The following is a 16,527-nucleotide window of genomic DNA, read 5'->3' as shown; positions in this document are numbered from 1 at the left end:
GGTCGTCGCATATCGTCCATCATGGGAACCATCGCTTATGCAGGGGGTGGTTCCCTTTTTGTTTGCGCGATGGACGAATATCCGTTCCATATGGGTTTCGTGTGATTCCGCCGCGCGTACAATACCAGTTGATTAGGCGCATTGTGACCGTTAAGGAGGCAATATGCGAATGAAAGTCGCCGATATGGTGCAGCTGTTCATCAAGCCCGGAGCCCCGTTGAGGGTCGAGGCATTCGATGGATCTTCGATGGGGCCGGAGGACGCCCCGCTGTGCATCCAGGTCAAAAACTCCCGTGCCGTGTATTACATGGTCGACACTCCTGGCGAGCTTGGCCTGGCCCGTGCCTACCTGCAGAGCGACATCGACTCGCCGCAGCTGATTCCGGGCAACCCGTACGGGGTGTTCAAGCAGCTTTCGCGGCTCAAGCCATACGTGCGCAAGCCTAATCCGGTCAAGCTTGCCGAAGCGTTGGGCACGGTCGCCAGCCACGGCATCCGCCATCCCGAGCCGCCGAGCATCGAAGGCCCAAGCAAACTCAAGCGCATCAGCGAAGGCCTGCTGCCGCATTCCAAAGCCGGAGACGCCGCCACCGTCAGCTATCACTACGACCAGTCGAACGACTTCTACGCGATGTTCCTTGGCCCGTCCATGACCTACACCTGCGCGGTGTTCGACACGCCGGAGACCACGTTGGAGGACGCGCAGAAGGCCAAGCTTGACCTTGTGCTCGACAAGCTCAACCTCAAGCCCGGAGACCGGCTGCTCGACATCGGCTGCGGCTGGGGCTCCATGGAGATCGAGGCCGCCAAGCGCGGTATCCATGTGCTGGGCGTCACCCTGGCCGAGGAACAGGTCAAGTGGGGTCAGGAGTGGATCAGGCGCGAAGGGTTGGAGAATCTGGCCGAGATTCGTCTGATGGATTATCGCGATGTTCCCGAAGGCGACTTCGACGGCATCTGCTCGCTCGGCATGATGGAGCACGTCGGCGTCAAGCATTACCCGGCCTACTTCAAGGAGATCTACGACAAGCTCAAGCCGGGTGCCATGCTGCTCAACCACCAGATCACCCGCACCTGCTCGTATGCCGGCAAATCCGCCGGTCCGTTCATCGACCGGTACATCTTCCCGGACGGCCAGCTCGCTTCTCCGGGCGAGATCGAGCTGAAAGTGCATGACGCCGGCTTCGAGGTCATCCATGAGGAGAACCTGCGCCAGCATTACGCGCTCACCCTGCACCACTGGAACGAGAACCTGGTGGCGCACTGGGACGAGGCCGTGAGGATGGTCGGCGAGCCCAAGGCGCGTCTGTGGGGCCTGTACATGGCCGGATGCGCCTACAACTTCGAGATGAACAACATCCAGATCCACCAGTATCTGTGCGTCAAACCGAACCGCGACGGCACCGACAGCTATCCGCTGCGCCCGTGGTGGCCGCTACACTGATGCCGACGCGACGAATGGCGTGATGCGTTAATCTTGGAACCATGACATATGAGGATGCCGAGCAGCTGGCGTTGGACGGACTTGCCCCGCGCAAGCGGCGCAAACGCAAGCCCGTCGCCAAAAAGCCGGCGGCTGAGCATCCCATCGCCCAAGTGGTCCTGGACATCCAGGCCACGCATCTGGGACAGACCTTCGACTATTTCGTAGAGGAGAAGCACTCCGAGGCCGCACGGCCCGGAGCGATGGTGCGTGTGCGCTTCGGCGGGCAACGCGTCAACGGCATCGTCTGGAATCGCGTCGATGCCAGCGCGACGCCGGAATCATCGATGCGATACATCGAACGTGTGCTGTCCGACCGTGTGATCGTTCCCCGGTCGATGCGCGACGACATAACGCGCATCGCGGACGCGTTCGGTGGCACGCGGGCCAATATCCTGCGTTTGGCCGTGCCTCCCCGCATAGCGAAGGTCGAAGCGGAGGTACGTACAGGGAATCGCAGGAAATCCGCTGCGGAAACGGAACGTCTCGCCGCCGTGGAAGAGGAGGCGTACGGCCAGCTACAACGGCAGTACTGCAACATCAATATGCTGCGTGACGCGTTGCAGGGCAGGCGCTTCCAATCATTCGTCTTCGATCCTCTGCCCGGCGCCGATCACTGGCGGCGGTGTGCGGCATGGATGGTGGTCGCGGCGCTCGCCCAGGATAGGCCGGCGGTATTGGTTCTGCCGACCATGCGGGAAATCGCCGATATGGCGGAGACGTTGCGATCGGTCGGTTTGCGTCCATTTGCTCCGATACAGGCATCGAATGGACGTTATGGTGGCGATTTCGCCGTTCTCAACGCGCAGATGGCGCCCGCGGAACGATATCGGGCGTATCTTGCGATTGGCGGGGGACAGGTGCGTTGCGTGCTCGGCACGCGTGCCGCCATGTACGCGCCGGTGGAGGGCAACGCGTTGTTCCTCATCCTGGACGACGTGTGCTATCAGGACGCGGACGGCATGATGCCGTACGCCAATGCGCGTGGCGTGCTTCGTCTGCGTGCAAAATCGCATGACGGCGTGTTCGTGGCGATGGCCAATGCCCGCAGCGCGCAAAGCCAGTGGGAGACCGATTCGGCACACGTCGGCGACACGCAGGTGAGTGGCTTCAGCACGCCCATACACGCGTTGCCGGCCGCGACCAAGGAGATGTCGCCATGGATTCGCTGGCTCAACCGTGACGAGTTGGCGAGGATCGCCGACCCAACCATTGGAGCTCGCGTGCCCCACACCGCGGTCCGGATACTGTCCAAGGCCCTGCAGACCGGTCCGGTGCTGCTGTCCATACCGCAGGATGGCATTTCGGAGGCGTTGAGCTGCTCGAAATGCCATCGGCAGGTACGGTGCGCGCGTTGCACGGGTCCTTTGGAACGATTGAATGACGGAACGATTCGCTGCCGTTGGTGCGGCGTGGCCACCGTGCGCTGGTCATGCCCCGCATGCCATAACGAGCGCATGCGTGTGGTCAGGGTCGGAGCCGCCGGTACGGCTGCGGAGCTGGCCGGACTGTTCCGTGGCGTTCCCATGGTGCTGTCCACGCCGAACCAGCCAAGAGGCATCGTGCCCGATGTGGGATTCGTCCCGCAACTGGTCATTGCCACACCCGGCGCGGAGCCACGCGTGCGCGGAGCCACGCCCGCGCAATGCGAATATCGTGCGGTGGCCATTCTCGACGCGTGGACAAGTCTGTACGCGTCCGGCATCGACGCCGACGTGGATACGCTGACCAGCTGGATGCGGGCGGTGTCGTTGTGCGCGCCACGGACCCGTGGGGGACAGGCTTTGCTGATCGGAGAGAGCGATTCGGTGCTTGCGCAATCGTTGACGCTGTGGAATTCGCCGATGCTGGCCCAAGCCGAATTGAAGGACCGCACCCAAACCGGCCTGCCCCCGATATTCGCCGCCGCCTGTGTTTGGGGACGGCGCGATGCGGTTACAACGACATTGCGAAGGATCGGCGCATTGGAGAATGGCGACATGGCCTCCATAGACACCGTTGCCGGTACGATGCCATCCGTATTGGGCCCCGTTCCGATTCCCCAGCCACGCACCATCGACATGCGTGAGCTGGAGGTGACCGCGGACAGGGTCAAGGCCATCGTGCGTGTGCCACAGGGCAGGCGCGGAGAACTGGCGTCGAGACTGCGCTCCGCAAGTGCCCGCCATGTGGCGTCGCGCGAACCGGGGGAGCTCCGATTCCAGATGGATCCGAAGGAACGCATCTGACACGTCCCCTCGGCATGGAACACTGGAACGGTCTGATACGGCCGATGACAGGGATGGAGGAACGCATGAAAGGCTGGCCCGGTGAACCGGAAATGGAATACGATGTGCTGGTGGCCGACGGTGATGCCGCGCGGAATGCGGGTGAACCGATCACCGATGTGATTTTCGATTTCGGCAATGTGCTCGTCTATTGGAATCCGAGGACGGTGATGACTCCTCGCTATTCGGACGAGCTGATCGATCAATTCCTCGACAACGACGTCTCCGGTTTCTACGACATCAATGACGAGTTGGACGCGGGCATGTCCAATGATGAGGGTGTCGCGTTGATGCGGGAGCGTTACGGAAACAAGTGGGCCGACATGATGCAGTACTATCTTGACAATTTCGTCGATTCACTGACCGGTGTGGTGCCGGGAGCGCGTGTGCTCATCAACGATTTGAAATCCGCGGGCGTCCACGTGTGGGGACTGAGCAACTGGCAGAAGGATCTGTTCCCGGTGGCGCTGGAGCGTTACGATATCCTGAGCAGCCTCGAGGATCGTGTGGTGTCGGGATATGTGGGTCTGCGCAAACCGCACCGGGACATCTACGATTACGCGTTGAGGCAATTCGGCATCGACGCTTCGGGCGCGTTGTTCGTGGATGACAAGGCGATGAACATCGTCGGCGCGAACAAGGCCGGGATACGAGGAGTGCGATTCAAGGATTCGCGTGCGTTGCGCACGCTGCTGATCGATGCAGGCGTTGACATCCCCGCGATACGGAAGGCTTGAAACCGCGAATACATAAGGGAATAGGAGGTTCGTTCCGTGTTGAAAGTGCTGTTTGCCGGCACGCCGGATGTGGCGGTGCCGTCGTTGAGGCTGTTGGCCCAGGATACCGAGCATTTCGAAGTGGTCGCCGTGCTCACCCGGCCGGACGCTCCGACGGGTCGCGGCCGTAGGCTGGTGGCCAATCCGGTCAAGCGCGCCGCCATCGAACTTGGTCTGCCGGTCATCGAATCCGATCCGGGCGAGGAGACGTTCGTCGCCGAACTCGCGGCAACAGGCGCGCAAGCCGCAGCCGTGGTGGCCTATGGCAGGATTCTGAAGCAGGATGTGCTCGACGCCCTGCCTATGGGATGGTACAACCTGCATTTCTCCCTGCTGCCGCAATGGCGTGGCGCGGCGCCGGTGCAACGCTCCATCTGGGCGGGGGAGAAGGTGACTGGGGCCACGGTGTTCCGCATCGTCCGGGCCATGGATGCCGGTCCCATTCTGTCGCAATCCACCGTGGAGATCGGCGCGCACGAGACCGCAGGCGAACTTCTGGGGCGTCTGGCCGAAGATGGTTCGCATTTGCTGGCCGCCTCGTTGCAGGCGCTGGCCGACGATCAGATTGTGCCGGTGGAGCAGCCTGCCGGTGCGTATGAGGTCGCAAGGAAGATCACCGTGGACGACGCGCATATCAGATTCGACACGCCGGCCTTCGCAGCCGATCGTCAGATTAGGGCGTGCACGCCGAATCCGGGGGCATGGTGTGAGCTTCACGCCAACGCGGACGCCGAACCATCCACGCTGCATGTGCTGCGCGCCCGCATAGCCGATGTGTCCGATCGCAACGTGCCGGAATCGCTTGAGCCCGGGCGCGTGGCGGCGGGCAAGAGGAACGTGTGGGTCGGCACATCGACCGAGCCGCTCGAACTGCTGGAGGTCAAAGCGCAGGGCAAGAAAGCCATGCGCGCCGCCGACTGGGCCCGTGGAGCGCATCTCGACAACGCCTTCTGCAAGTGAAGCCGGAAACGTCGGATGGCGCCGAGCCGCGTCATCCGACGTGCGGCGGCACGTTCATGGAAGTTGCCGTCACCTGAGAAAATCGAGAATCTTCGTCAGATCACGTTCATCGAGCCGGTTCGGCGCCTCCGCCTGGACCTTCGGCTTCGCGCAGAACGCCACGCCAAGACCGGCCGCATGAATCATCGGAAGATCGTTCGCGCCATCGCCCACTGCGACGGTCTGCTCCATGCCGATACCCATCCGTGTGGCCCATGCCCGCAACGATTCCAACTTCGCGTCCTTTGTGACGATGTCGCCCTGCACCTTTCCGGTGAGCTTGCCGTCGACGGTCTCCAGACGGTTGGCTATCCAGTAATCCAGCTTCGCATCGGCGGCGAGGCGGTCCACCACCTCATGGAATCCGCCGGAGACCACGCCGACCTTCCAACCATGCCCGTGCAACGTGTCGATCAGGTCGAGCGCGCCATGTGTGAAGTGCACACGGCGGTACACGTCGTCGAAAATCGAGGTCGGAAGCCCCTCCAGAAGCGCCACCCGCGCGCGCAACGCCTCACGGAAATCAAGTTCGCCGTTCATGGCGCGCGCGGTGACGGACGCGATCTGCTCTCCGACACCCGCGGCCGTGCCGAGTTCGTCAATGACCTCCTCGTCGATCAGAGTGGAATCCACGTCCATCACCAACAGCCCCGGAGCTGACAGTGTGGGCATGGATGCGATGTTCGGCGTTTCTTGTTCAAGCATGGTTTCGATTGTCGGAAATCATTAGGACAATGGGTATTCTTGAGGGGTGAACGTGTTGGAAAGCGAGGTCGACATGAACGATCATGACGAGGAGACGCTCGCGTCTTTGGGACGGGACAACGACCAGCTCATGGCCAAGAACCATGCCCTGGCCAAGGCGTTGAGCCGGGCCACGCAGGAGCTGGCGAAGGCGAAGGCCCAGTTGAACCAGCTGGCCGGACCTCCCATGACCTTCGCAACCATGGTCCGGGTGCATTCGGCCAAAACCGACGAGCAAGGCGTTCAACATGCCAGCGCCGAAATAGCCGCCGGCACACGTCGATTGATTGTGCTGATCGCGGCGAATCTGCAGGCTTCCAGACTCGAGCCGGGACGTACGGTGCTGCTCAACGAGAACATGGTCGTGGTGTCCCAGCTTGACACCGATACGTTGGGTGCGGTACGCACGGTGCGGCAGACGTTCGACGACGGCCGTCTGCTGGTCACGGACGGCGGCGGCAACGCGATGCTGGTCCGCGCCGCCGGAGCGCTCAGTGGGGAAAACGTGAATGTGGGCGATCGGGTGAACGTCGATCCCTCCATGCGATTCGCGCTTTCACTGGTGCCTCCCGAAAACGACGGCGATCTGGTACTGGAGGAGGTGCCGGACGTCACCTTCGCCGACATCGGTGGCTTGGACGAGCAGATCGAACGTATCCGCGACGCGGTGCAGATGCCGTTCCAGCATAGGGAGCTGTTCGAACGTTACGATCTGAAACCGCCGAAAGGCGTGTTGCTGTACGGTCCTCCGGGAAACGGCAAGACGCTGATCGCCAAAGCCGTGGCGAACGCGCTCGCCGAAGGCACCGAAGCCGGACGTGGGGTGTTCCTGTCGGTCAAGGGGCCGGAGCTGCTCAACAAATTCGTGGGCGAGTCGGAACGTCTCATCCGCATGATCTTCAAACGCGCGCGCGAACGCGCCGCGGACGGCAGGCCGGTCATCGTGTTCATCGATGAGATGGATTCGCTGCTGCGCACCAGGGGGACGGGCGTCTCATCCGATGTGGAGACCACCATCGTCCCGCAGTTCCTGACCGAATTGGATGGTGTGGAGTCGTTGGACAACGTCATGGTGATCGGTGCCTCCAACCGCATCGACATGATCGATCCGGCGGTGCTGCGTCCGGGACGGCTTGATGTGAAAATCAGGGTGGATCGTCCGGGTGCCCAGCAGGCGACCCAGATCATCCGCCACTATCTGACGGACAAGCTGCCGTTGTCTGCGAACGTGGATGCGAAGGCGCTGATCGGCGTGCTGGTCAACGACATCTACGCGCAGGACGAGCATCGGCACCTGTGTGACATCTGCGACGACCATGGGCAGTGGCGTCCCGTGTATCTTGCCGATGTGGTGTCCGGAGCGGTGCTCAAGAACATCGTGGACCGCGCCAAGACCTATGCGGTGAAACTGTCCATCACCACCGGCCAGGCTGCGGCCATCGGCATCAACCTGCTGGCCAAGGCTGTGGACGAGGAATACTGCGAGACCCGTGACGCGCTTCTGGATGCCGATCCGGAACAGTGGAGCCGCATCAATGGACTGGACGCCGGACGGGTGACCGGCATCAGGCCGGTGGCATGAGCACGAATGATGCCGACGCGGGACGAGGATCCGAATAAGGAAAGGAACGACACGCGATGAGCGTTCGCAGAGTCATGGGCACGGAAACGGAGTACGCGGTCTCAACGCCGGGGCAAGGGCATTACAATCCGGTACGGCTCTCATTCGATGTGGTCGGCGCCGCCGCGGACAAGAAACGTAGCCATATCCGTTGGGATTACCGGCAGGAGGACCCCGTCAACGATGCGCGCGGCACCAGACTGAGCCGTGCCGCGGCCCATCCCGATCTGCTTACCGACGCCCCGCAACTCAACATCACCAATGTGATCGCGCCCAACGGCGGCCGTGTCTACGTCGACCACGCGCATCCCGAATACTCCGCGCCGGAAAACACGGACCCCTTCGAAGCGGTGCGGTACGACCATGCGGGAGACGTCATCATGCGAGCCGCCGCCGATAAGGCGAGCGAGAAGACGGGACAAAGAATCGTGTTGCATCGCAACAACGTCGATGGAAAAGGCGCAAGCTGGGGCACGCACGAAAACTACATGATGCTGCGTTCCGTGCCGTTCGATCTGGTGACCCGGCTCATGACGGCCCATTTCGTCTCCCGTCAGATCTTCACCGGCTCGGGGCGCGTCGGCATTGGCGAACGCAGCGAGGAAGCGGGATATCAGCTGAGCCAGCGCGCCGACTATTTCCATATGAAGGTCGGCCTGCAGACCACGTTCGACCGTCCGATCATCAACACGAGGGACGAATCGCATAGCACCGAGAAATACCGCAGACTGCATGTGATCGTTGGCGACGCCAATCGCATGGATGTGCCGCAGGCGCTCAAACTCGGCACCACCAGCATGCTGCTATGGCTGCTCGAACATGCCGACGAGGCAGGAATCGACCTGGACGGTGCCTTGCAGGCGCTCACGCTTTCCGACCCGGTGGAGGCCATGCATACGGTCTCCCATGATCTGACGCTGTCCGCCGGGCTGCCTTTGCAGGATGGCGGAGACACCACCGCATGGCAGATGCAGGTCACCTTGCGTGGCCTGGTATACGCGGCTGCATCGGTGGTGTATGGCACCGACGTCTCCGGCGAACCAGCGTGGCCCGACCGTTCCACCCGCAACATCATGGCGATGTGGGGACAGGCGCTCGCCGATGTCGCGGCGGTCCGTCACGCCGATGACGACGAACGATTGGCGATGCGTGAGCAGGCGTCGCGTCTCGAGTGGCTGCTCAAATGGCAATTGCTGGAGAAACTACGTCGCAAAACCGGTGCGGATTGGTCAGACAGGCGTTTGACGGCCATCGACCTGAAATGGGCCGCGCTTGACCCGTCGGATTCGGTTTTCTCCCGGCTTGTCGGACAGACGGAGCGGCTGATGACGGACGATCAGGTTAAATCGGCTGCCGTCGAATCGCCGAAGGACACCCGGGCATGGCTGCGTGCGGAAATCGTGCGCCGCTTTCCGGAACAGGTCGTGGCCGCGTCATGGTCCCATATCACGGTGCGCGGCGTGTCCTCCGGTGATGAAACCGTGGAGAATTCGATGGCCTCGTTGGACATGTCCGATCCGTTGAAATACACGGAAGCCCAATGTTCCGGTATATGTGAGCGTGTCCACGACGCGAACGGGATCGTGGAATCGTTGCGTTGAATCTCATGTTGTGCGGGTACCATTGCCGACAAGGGCAGAGGCTACGGCCATGTCCGCGTATGAATGAAGCAAAACGGCGGGGCGCGTGAGGGATAGGTGCGTCGGCGTCGGTTATGAGGAAACGAAAAGGCATAGTACATGGAACTGAGGCAAATGGCCCTCGAAGTGGCCCGTATCCTGCAGGATGCAGGCAAGCACGCGCTGAATGATCAGATGAATCCGCGCGATCTGAAAAGCTTTGAAATGACGGACGACCATCTGCATTTCACGTCCGACATCGACAAGCGGCTGTCGCAGTTCATCAGCAACCGCATCACCTACGTGGATGTGTTCGATGGATTCTGGCAGTTCCGCCCCGATGAGTGCCATCCGGGCGAACGGTACTGGTGCGTAGGCGGCATCGATGGTGCGATCAATTTCGTGCGCAGCATGCCGGAATGGACCATCACCGTTTCGCTGTTTGAATTCAATGACCAATGTTCCGCCCAGCCCATCCTTTCGGTGGTGCATGCGCCGGCCCTGGGTTTGACGTATCTGGCGGTTCGCGGGGCGGGCGCCATCCGCATCCGTAGAACGCAGCTTGGTGACAAGCGCGAGAAGATCATGCCGTCCACCACCAAGTCGCTCGATTACGCGGTGGTGAGCTTCGGCATGTCCCATGTGCCGGAGGAATCCAAACGTGCGCTAGATGTGGTGGCGCGCATAGCCGGCCGTCCTGCCGACATCAAGCGCGTCGGTCCGGCCTCACTGGATCTGTGCAAGGTGGCGGATGGCACGTATGATGCGTATTTCGAACCGCACCTGCACAAATGGGATGTTCCCGCGGTCTCCGCTGGCGCTGTCGTGGTCTGGGAGGCGCAAGGGCATTTGAGTCGGTGGAACGGCGATCTGGTCCATTGGCGTCAGGAAAACGATGTGCTCGCCACCAACGGTCTGATCACAGAGGACCTACGCCGGTATTTGGCATAGGAATGGTTGTTCGCCCCGCATCCGGGATAAGGTGTGGGGCGGTATCATATCCGCTATGGGGATCCCGCGGGGATTCCCTCAGAGGAAGGAAGAGTCATGCCCCAGGAGTTCAAGCAGCAGCAATCCGTCGAACAAAATCAGGATGAGGACGAGACCGCCATGCGGACCGGCACCCAGGTCGATGGGACGGTCGATGCGTTGGATGCGGTGCTGGACGACATCGAATCGGTGCTTGAATCCAATGCGGAGGAGTACGTGGGCAGCTTTGTGCAGAAAGGCGGCGAGTGATGCCGCAACTGCGGGACAGCGGCAATCATTCCACGACTCCGTTGAGTGGACGGACCTTGGACGAGGTTCATTCCTTCGCCCGTATCTTCGGTGTCGAAACCGAATATGGCGTCAGCGTGACTGGTGCGGACCGAGCGTGCGACGCCAGTCAGACGGCGATGATGATGTTTCAGCCCATCGTGGCCAAGGCGAGATCGACCAACACATATATTGAGAACGGCTCACGACTGTATCTTGATGTCGGTTCGCATCCCGAATACGCGACCGCGGAGGCCCGGGACCCCATGGACGCCTTGGCACTGGATGTTGCCGGCGAACGGGTGATGCGCGACCTTGCCATGGATGCGCAGCGCAGGCTCCGTGTCATGTTCGGAGCCGGATCCACGGTCCACGTGTTCAAGAACAACGTGGATTCCGCCGGGCATTCCTTCGGATGCCATGAGAACTATCTGGTGCGCCGGTTTGTGCCGTTGCAGACGATAGAGCATGAGCTTTTGCCGTTCCTGATCACCCGTCAGCTGTTCACCGGCGCCGGTCGTATGGGAGAGGACGGATTCCAGATCACACAGCGCGCCGATTTCCTCGACGAGGCCGTTTCCTCCGCAACCACCCGGTCGCGTCCGATGGTCAATACCCGTGACGAACCGCATGCCGATCCGGATGCGTTCCGGCGCCTGCACGTGATCATCGGCGATTCGAATCGCTCCCAATGGGCCACGATGATGAAACTCGCCACCACGCATCTGGTGCTGTGCGTCATCGAGCAGGCCGGTCGGGAAAATCGTGAATCCGGGTTCGGATGTTTCGCCTTCGCCGACGCCAGCGTGGCCAACCATGCGGTTAGCCGTGACCTGTCGGGCGTTGAGGCCTCTTTCGATATGGCCGATGGCACCGTATTGCATGGTGGCGCCGTGGCGGTCCAGGAGCGTTATCTTGAAGCCGTGGAACGTTTCATCGAAAAGCATCCGCAGGTGGCGTCCTCGTTGCCCCATACGGATGTGCGCGAGGTGATACGGCAGTGGAGGGAGGTCTTGCAGGCGTTCCGCTCCGGAACGAGCACGATGCTTGCCGACCGAATCGATTGGATCTGCAAGCATCGTCTGTTCGAGGCGCTTCGCAGACGCGACGCCGACGGGCTGTCCCACGACAAGCTGGAGCAGCTGGACATGGATTACCATGATGTCGCCAATGGAAAGCTGTATGTCTCGCTGTGCCGTCGTGGCGCCATGCGGCAGTTGGTGGATGAAGCGCGCGTGCGGGTGGCTCGCACGACGCCTCCCACTGATACCAGGGCCTCGTTACGCGGACGGTTCATCCAGCTGGCCGAATCGCGGGACGCACGGTATTCCTGCGATTGGACACGACTGTTGCTGACTGCACCGGAACGGATGGAGATGACGTTGATTGACCCGTTCGACTCTCGTCCATCCGATCAGTTCCGCGCGATGCTGGAGGCCATGGAGTAGGAAGTTCGGCGTGCCTGGATTTGATTTCAGGCTTCGCCTCTGTACTTGGCCATCATCTGCGATTGCAGCTGCTGAGCGCTCGGCGGCGTCCAGGTGATGGCGTCGGCACCGGCTTCGATGGTGGCGAGGATGCGGTCCTCGCGCCCGCCGCCGGATGCCAGAATCGGAATCTCCGGATGATGGGCTCGGATGCTGGCCACGACCTGTGCGGTCCTCGCGCCCGCCGCCACATTGATGATGGCCGCGCCGGCAAGGATCTTGCATTCGGTGATCTCGTCATCCTCGGTGACGGTGGCGATGACGGGAATGTCCACCATCGACATGGTCGTCTCGATGGTTTCCGCCGGAGCCGGGGCGTTGATGACCACGCCGGCCGCGCCCTGCATTTCGGCCACCATGGCCAGTTCCGCCACGCGAGGACCCGTTGTCGTGCCACCGCCCACGCCGACAAACAACGGCATTTGCGCCACCGTGAGCAGCGCCTGCGTGATCACAGGTTCTCCGGTGAACGGATACACCGCGAGTATGGCGTTGGCGTTGGTGTTGCGGATGATGACCGCATCGGTGGTGTAGGCGAATGATTTGAGCGTATGTCCCTTGACGGTAATGCCGCCGCAACGTTGGGTTATGATCTCCGGAACCCTGGCGTTGGGGGATGTGAGCCTTCCTTCGACTCGTGCGGTGCCGTAGGTGCTGCGTGACACGTGTGGCACGGACGAATGCTGTTCCACCGCGATTGACGAGCTGGGAGTGAACAGCGAACGCTTGTTGAGGCGGATGAGATCCGGATCGTCCGCATTGGCATCGGTTTTCTGTTCGGCACTCATTCCCGCACCTCCGTGTCCGTATGGTTCAGCATGAGGAACTCATGAATCGCCTTGCGACGTTCGGTGATTTCCTCATCCAGAACTTTGGTATCGGTGTTGTCGATGATACGCTGCAGCAGTTCGCTGAGGGTGGAAAGCTCGTTCTCGTTCAGACAGTCGAGCATATGGATGTCGGCGTCATGTGCCTTCGGCACCTGCTGGAGCGGTGCTCCACGTCGGGCAGCCTCGACGTTCCGTACGCGAGTGGTCGCCCTTGAGACGGTTTGGGCGCGTGTGGCTTTGAGCTTGGTATGAAGGAGCAGGATATTGAGTTTGTGGATTTCATCGATGATGCGCTTTCGTTGGTCGACCATGGCAACCCCTGTCTATCTAGTCATGCTGTCTAATATCATAGCGCACGGTATGAAGGAAACTGAACCGCGGAGCCTCCGATGGGAAATGAAAAACCCCAGCCATCTGTGGCTGGGGTTTTTCATTGGACCTGTGTGGGTCGGCGACTACTTGGTGACGGCCTTCTTCAGCAGGGAGCCGGCGGAAATGCGGACACCGTAGGTTGCCGGAATCTCGATGGTCTCGCCGGTGCGCGGGTTGCGGCCGGTACGAGCCGCGCGCTTGACGCGCTCAGCGGAGAACAGACCGGTCAGCTTCAGGCCTTCGCCGGACTGCATTGCCTCGACGAACACGTCCTGGAAAGCGTTCACTGCCGCTTCAGCCTGAGCCTTGGTCAGGTTGGACTTCTGAGCGATCTTCGAGACGAGATCAGACTTGTTGTATGCCATAAAGCATCCTTCTTGAGTCAGGGGATATTCCGCTTATGAACATCCACGTTCACTGTAATAATAGCGCACGGTTGTGCCAAAAATGCCATTTTCCAAGGGTTTTAGGCCCATTGATCCTGTTCTAGGGGTAAAAATCGTGTTGACGGGGGTATTGGTCAGATCAAATTGTGCCGGTCAAGCCATTTCATGGCTATCGCGCCCATTGGGATTCTCAGCCAGTAGAAGGCGATTCGATAGACGAGAGTAGCGGAGACGGCGATGGTGGAGGGGATGCCCACGGCGGTGAAGGCCACCGAAAGCGCCGCTTCGACCGCGCCAAGGCCTCCCGGTGTCGGTACCGCCGAGCCAAGCGTGTTGGCCAGTAGAAAGATGAATGTGGTCTCCACCGGGTTGGTATGGCAGCCGAAAGCCATCAGCGCCATCCAGAACCCCAATCCCGTAGCGATATTGAGCACCAGCGCGCCAGCTATGCCGAAGGCCAGTTCCTTTGGACGGGACAGTATGTTGATGAGGCTGCGCGCATACGACTTGACGAGAGGCAGGTACTTTTCCGTGACCATATGCCGTATCGGAGGGATGGCCATGGCCGCGGAAAGCGCCAATGCGACGATCGCGATCGCCAGAATCAGCGTATTGGTGGGAATCATTCCGGACAACGTGTTGCGTCCGGTGAAAATGCCGATCGTCAACAGCAATATGACGGTGGTACCGCCCTGCACCGCCCATACAGCGCTCATGATGGCGGTTGCGGTGGTGCTGCGATAACCGCTCTTGCGTAGGAACTGCAGATTGACGAACGCGGGTCCTACCCCGGCCGGCATGGAGACTGCGGTGAAGCCCGAAGCCATTTGGGAGCAGTAAAGGCCTATCAAATTGCGTTTGTCGGGGTCCATGAAACCACCCAGCGTCATGGCGGATCCGAGCCAAGCCACAAGTCCGAAAAGCACGCATAGCGCGGCCATGGGGATATTGGCCTCCCTGACCGCTTTGATCATCTCGACCGGCTGAATCTGCGTGAACACCACATAGACGGCGATGACCAGCAACGCGATTGCGCCGAAAGAACGGAGGCTGAATCGGGAAAGCGAGACCTTTTCCATGGAGTCGGCGACCTCCTGCGGAGCGAGGGCCGCGATTCGCGAGCGAAGGCTGTTGAGCATATACCTGTCGCAGGTAGGTAACGCCCGTGTTGCCGCGGGAATCGCGGCCTTCTGTATGAACGGGGCCAAATCGATCAGCTGGTCGTCCCCCCATGTTCTGCGTGCGCAGGCAATCGCACGGTCGATGCCGTTCAGCGCGCTGAGCAGAACCAGAAGCTGCACCTTGTCCAGTGCGTAGTTCGGAGGCGCGCTGCCATAATCGCCATTCTGCCATCCGGCGATCACAGGCTGTCCGTCATCCATGCGGGACAACGTTTCGGGAGTGATGCGTCGATGGGTGAAACCGTGGCGATGGGCCTTGGAAAGATACGTCATGAACCTTTCCATGTCATGGTCGGACATGGTGTTCGGATTGCATTCCAACGGCATGTTGTCACGATGGAACACAAGGATGGACGATTCCGCTGTGTCGCTTACGCCATAGACGGTCGGCGTGGACAGGCCGGCATTTGCCAAACCGAGGATCATCGCGTAATGATGGTGGATGGTGTCGAACGAGGAACGATCGCGGCGCATCGAGACTCCGGTAAGTCTGACCCACTGCCAGAGCTGGTTGAGGTAACCGGGCGTATGCGCCTGATTGTCCAGCACGGAGACGGTGTATTGGATTCCATCGGAGTCGCTTGCGTCGTAAATGCGTGAATTCTCGGTCAGGTCGTCGTCGAGTGTCGTCTTCAGCACGCCCGATTCGACACCATTGCTGTAACGACGGGACAGCGAGACGACATCGATGCCGATGGCACGCAACGCCTGGACCACCTGATTGCCCCATGCGCCGTTGGTCTGGGTGCCCAGCATGAAACGAATCAGCATTCCCAATGTGCGTCCCACGGCGAAGGACACCAATACTCCGGACAGCGAGTTCCATGACAGCACCACGAACAACACGGCGACAGTGTAAAGGACGTTCCATCCCCACTTGGCGCCGGAGCGGGTGCGGCGAGGGCCTGCGACGGTCAGGAAAGCCGCCATCGCGGCATAGAAGTCGGGTAGTAGCCCGATGCCTACGGCCGTGCCGTTGGACAGCAGCGCCCAAATCAGCGTGACGTTTCCAGAACCGCTGATGAGCGCCGACACTCCCCATATGGTGGCGAAACCAAGAATCAGCGCGAGTATGGAAACCACGCTCTGCAGCCATTCCCTGGCCACAAGCAGTTGGATAAGCACACTGACGGTGATGAAGACGATGGCAAGCTGCTGCAGCAACGACGTCGGCACGTCCATAAGCCAGCTGATGGCATGGCCGGCGGAACGTACGTCGGACTGCACGCCGGAGGCGGTGCCGTGCAGATAAATGGAGAACAGAATCACCGCCACGCCGACGAGCAGCGCGAGAAGCGCGTGGAGCAGATCGGCGAAATCGCGGTTCCGTTTCGGGGGGGTGTCGTCGATACGGGGTTCGTGCTTGCTATTCGGGGAGACGTTGGACACTGTTGACCTGGCTTTGTGGAGGCGTGGACGAGATGCGTTGTGTGGTGCCGTCCATCGTCGCTTTCGATGATACGCCATCGGCGATATGCGTCCGATGGCGTATCATGCGACGACTT

Annotated in this window: 14 protein-coding genes; 9 read left to right on the top strand and 5 right to left on the bottom strand. The window is 60.9% G+C overall.

Going from position 1 to position 16,527, the window contains the following annotated elements:
- Positions 1–163: 163 nt before the first annotated feature.
- From ACR0P8_RS02100 to fmt, 4 genes are all read left to right on the top strand, one after another.
- Positions 164–1,444, top strand: a complete 1,281-nt coding sequence (locus ACR0P8_RS02100) for a class I SAM-dependent methyltransferase (protein WP_432623208.1) — start codon at positions 164–166, stop codon at positions 1,442–1,444.
- Positions 1,445–1,485: 41 nt separating this feature from the next.
- Positions 1,486–3,711 (top strand): primosomal protein N', encoded by a 2,226-nt coding sequence (locus tag ACR0P8_RS02095; protein ID WP_432623206.1) that lies wholly within the window; start codon positions 1,486–1,488, stop codon positions 3,709–3,711.
- A 65-nt stretch (positions 3,712–3,776) separates the two neighbouring features.
- Positions 3,777–4,487, top strand: a complete 711-nt coding sequence (locus tag ACR0P8_RS02090) for an HAD family hydrolase (RefSeq protein WP_432623204.1) — start codon at positions 3,777–3,779, stop codon at positions 4,485–4,487.
- Between the two features lie 36 nt (positions 4,488–4,523).
- Positions 4,524–5,486, top strand: a complete 963-nt coding sequence (gene fmt / locus ACR0P8_RS02085; protein ID WP_432623202.1) for a methionyl-tRNA formyltransferase — start codon at positions 4,524–4,526, stop codon at positions 5,484–5,486.
- 69 nt (positions 5,487–5,555) lie between these two features.
- On the opposite strand, the gene serB is transcribed toward fmt, so the two are convergent.
- Positions 5,556–6,230: a phosphoserine phosphatase SerB gene (serB, locus tag ACR0P8_RS02080; RefSeq protein ID WP_432623200.1), complete on the bottom strand. Its 675-nt coding sequence runs from the start codon at positions 6,228–6,230 to the stop codon at positions 5,556–5,558.
- 73 nt (positions 6,231–6,303) lie between these two features.
- On the opposite strand from serB, the gene arc reads away from it, so the two are divergent.
- The 5 genes from arc to pafA all read left to right on the top strand — a co-directional run bounded on the left by arc (position 6,304) and on the right by pafA (position 12,214).
- Positions 6,304–7,851 carry a proteasome ATPase gene (gene arc / locus ACR0P8_RS02075; protein ID WP_432623228.1) on the top strand — a complete coding sequence of 516 codons (1,548 nt, stop codon included), beginning with the start codon at positions 6,304–6,306 and terminating at the stop codon, positions 7,849–7,851.
- 56 nt (positions 7,852–7,907) lie between these two features.
- Entirely contained in the window at positions 7,908–9,491 is a 1,584-nt protein-coding gene (dop, locus tag ACR0P8_RS02070) for a depupylase/deamidase Dop (protein WP_432623198.1), read from the top strand.
- A gap of 138 nt (positions 9,492–9,629) precedes the next feature.
- On the top strand, positions 9,630–10,460 hold the full coding sequence (locus ACR0P8_RS02065; RefSeq protein WP_432623196.1) for an inositol monophosphatase family protein: 831 nt from the start codon (positions 9,630–9,632) through the stop codon (positions 10,458–10,460).
- A 96-nt stretch (positions 10,461–10,556) separates the two neighbouring features.
- Positions 10,557–10,748, top strand: coding sequence for a ubiquitin-like protein Pup (locus ACR0P8_RS02060; protein WP_432623194.1), 192 nt, complete (start codon positions 10,557–10,559; stop codon positions 10,746–10,748).
- On the top strand, positions 10,748–12,214 hold the full coding sequence (gene pafA, locus ACR0P8_RS02055; protein WP_432623192.1) for a Pup--protein ligase: 1,467 nt from the start codon (positions 10,748–10,750) through the stop codon (positions 12,212–12,214). The genes ACR0P8_RS02060 and pafA overlap by 1 nt, the downstream gene beginning before the upstream one ends.
- Before the next feature lie 26 nt (positions 12,215–12,240).
- Here the strand turns inward: pafA and ACR0P8_RS02050 are convergent, their stop codons facing one another.
- The 4 genes from ACR0P8_RS02050 to ACR0P8_RS02035 form a co-directional block, all read right to left on the bottom strand.
- Positions 12,241–13,041, bottom strand: coding sequence for a dioxygenase (locus ACR0P8_RS02050; protein ID WP_432623190.1), 801 nt, complete (start codon positions 13,039–13,041; stop codon positions 12,241–12,243).
- The gene (locus tag ACR0P8_RS02045) at positions 13,038–13,394 is read right to left on the bottom strand and encodes a MarR family transcriptional regulator (protein ID WP_432623188.1); all 357 of its coding nucleotides are present in this window, start codon (positions 13,392–13,394) and stop codon (positions 13,038–13,040) included. The genes ACR0P8_RS02050 and ACR0P8_RS02045 overlap by 4 nt, the downstream gene beginning before the upstream one ends.
- A 144-nt stretch (positions 13,395–13,538) precedes the next feature.
- Positions 13,539–13,820: an HU family DNA-binding protein gene (locus ACR0P8_RS02040; RefSeq protein ID WP_003808664.1), complete on the bottom strand. Its 282-nt coding sequence runs from the start codon at positions 13,818–13,820 to the stop codon at positions 13,539–13,541.
- 155 nt (positions 13,821–13,975) lie between these two features.
- Complete coding sequence (locus ACR0P8_RS02035; RefSeq protein ID WP_432623184.1) at positions 13,976–16,489, bottom strand: lysylphosphatidylglycerol synthase transmembrane domain-containing protein; 2,514 nt, start codon at positions 16,487–16,489, stop codon at positions 13,976–13,978.
- Positions 16,490–16,527: the final 38 nt, after the last annotated feature.

This window comes from Bifidobacterium sp. (genome assembly GCF_050874245.1).
GTDB lineage: Bacteria > Actinomycetota > Actinomycetes > Actinomycetales > Bifidobacteriaceae > Bifidobacterium.
The sequence above is the reverse complement of the archived record's forward strand: the minus strand, read 5'-3'. Positions and strand labels throughout refer to the sequence as shown.

Coding starts and splice junctions, on each gene's coding strand:
- ACR0P8_RS02095 (WP_432623206.1), top strand. CDS start 1,486: ATGACATATGAGGATGCCGAGCAGCTGGCGTTGGACGGACTTGCCCCG.
- ACR0P8_RS02035 (WP_432623184.1), bottom strand. CDS start 16,489: ATGGCGTATCATCGAAAGCGACGATGGACGGCACCACACAACGCATCT.
- ACR0P8_RS02100 (WP_432623208.1), top strand. CDS start 164: ATGCGAATGAAAGTCGCCGATATGGTGCAGCTGTTCATCAAGCCCGGA.
- ACR0P8_RS02045 (WP_432623188.1), bottom strand. CDS start 13,394: ATGGTCGACCAACGAAAGCGCATCATCGATGAAATCCACAAACTCAAT.
- ACR0P8_RS02050 (WP_432623190.1), bottom strand. CDS start 13,041: ATGAGTGCCGAACAGAAAACCGATGCCAATGCGGACGATCCGGATCTC.
- ACR0P8_RS02065 (WP_432623196.1), top strand. CDS start 9,630: ATGGAACTGAGGCAAATGGCCCTCGAAGTGGCCCGTATCCTGCAGGAT.
- ACR0P8_RS02040 (WP_003808664.1), bottom strand. CDS start 13,820: ATGGCATACAACAAGTCTGATCTCGTCTCGAAGATCGCTCAGAAGTCC.
- ACR0P8_RS02090 (WP_432623204.1), top strand. CDS start 3,777: ATGAAAGGCTGGCCCGGTGAACCGGAAATGGAATACGATGTGCTGGTG.
- arc (WP_432623228.1), top strand. CDS start 6,304: ATGAACGATCATGACGAGGAGACGCTCGCGTCTTTGGGACGGGACAAC.
- dop (WP_432623198.1), top strand. CDS start 7,908: ATGAGCGTTCGCAGAGTCATGGGCACGGAAACGGAGTACGCGGTCTCA.
- serB (WP_432623200.1), bottom strand. CDS start 6,230: ATGCTTGAACAAGAAACGCCGAACATCGCATCCATGCCCACACTGTCA.
- ACR0P8_RS02060 (WP_432623194.1), top strand. CDS start 10,557: ATGCCCCAGGAGTTCAAGCAGCAGCAATCCGTCGAACAAAATCAGGAT.
- pafA (WP_432623192.1), top strand. CDS start 10,748: ATGCCGCAACTGCGGGACAGCGGCAATCATTCCACGACTCCGTTGAGT.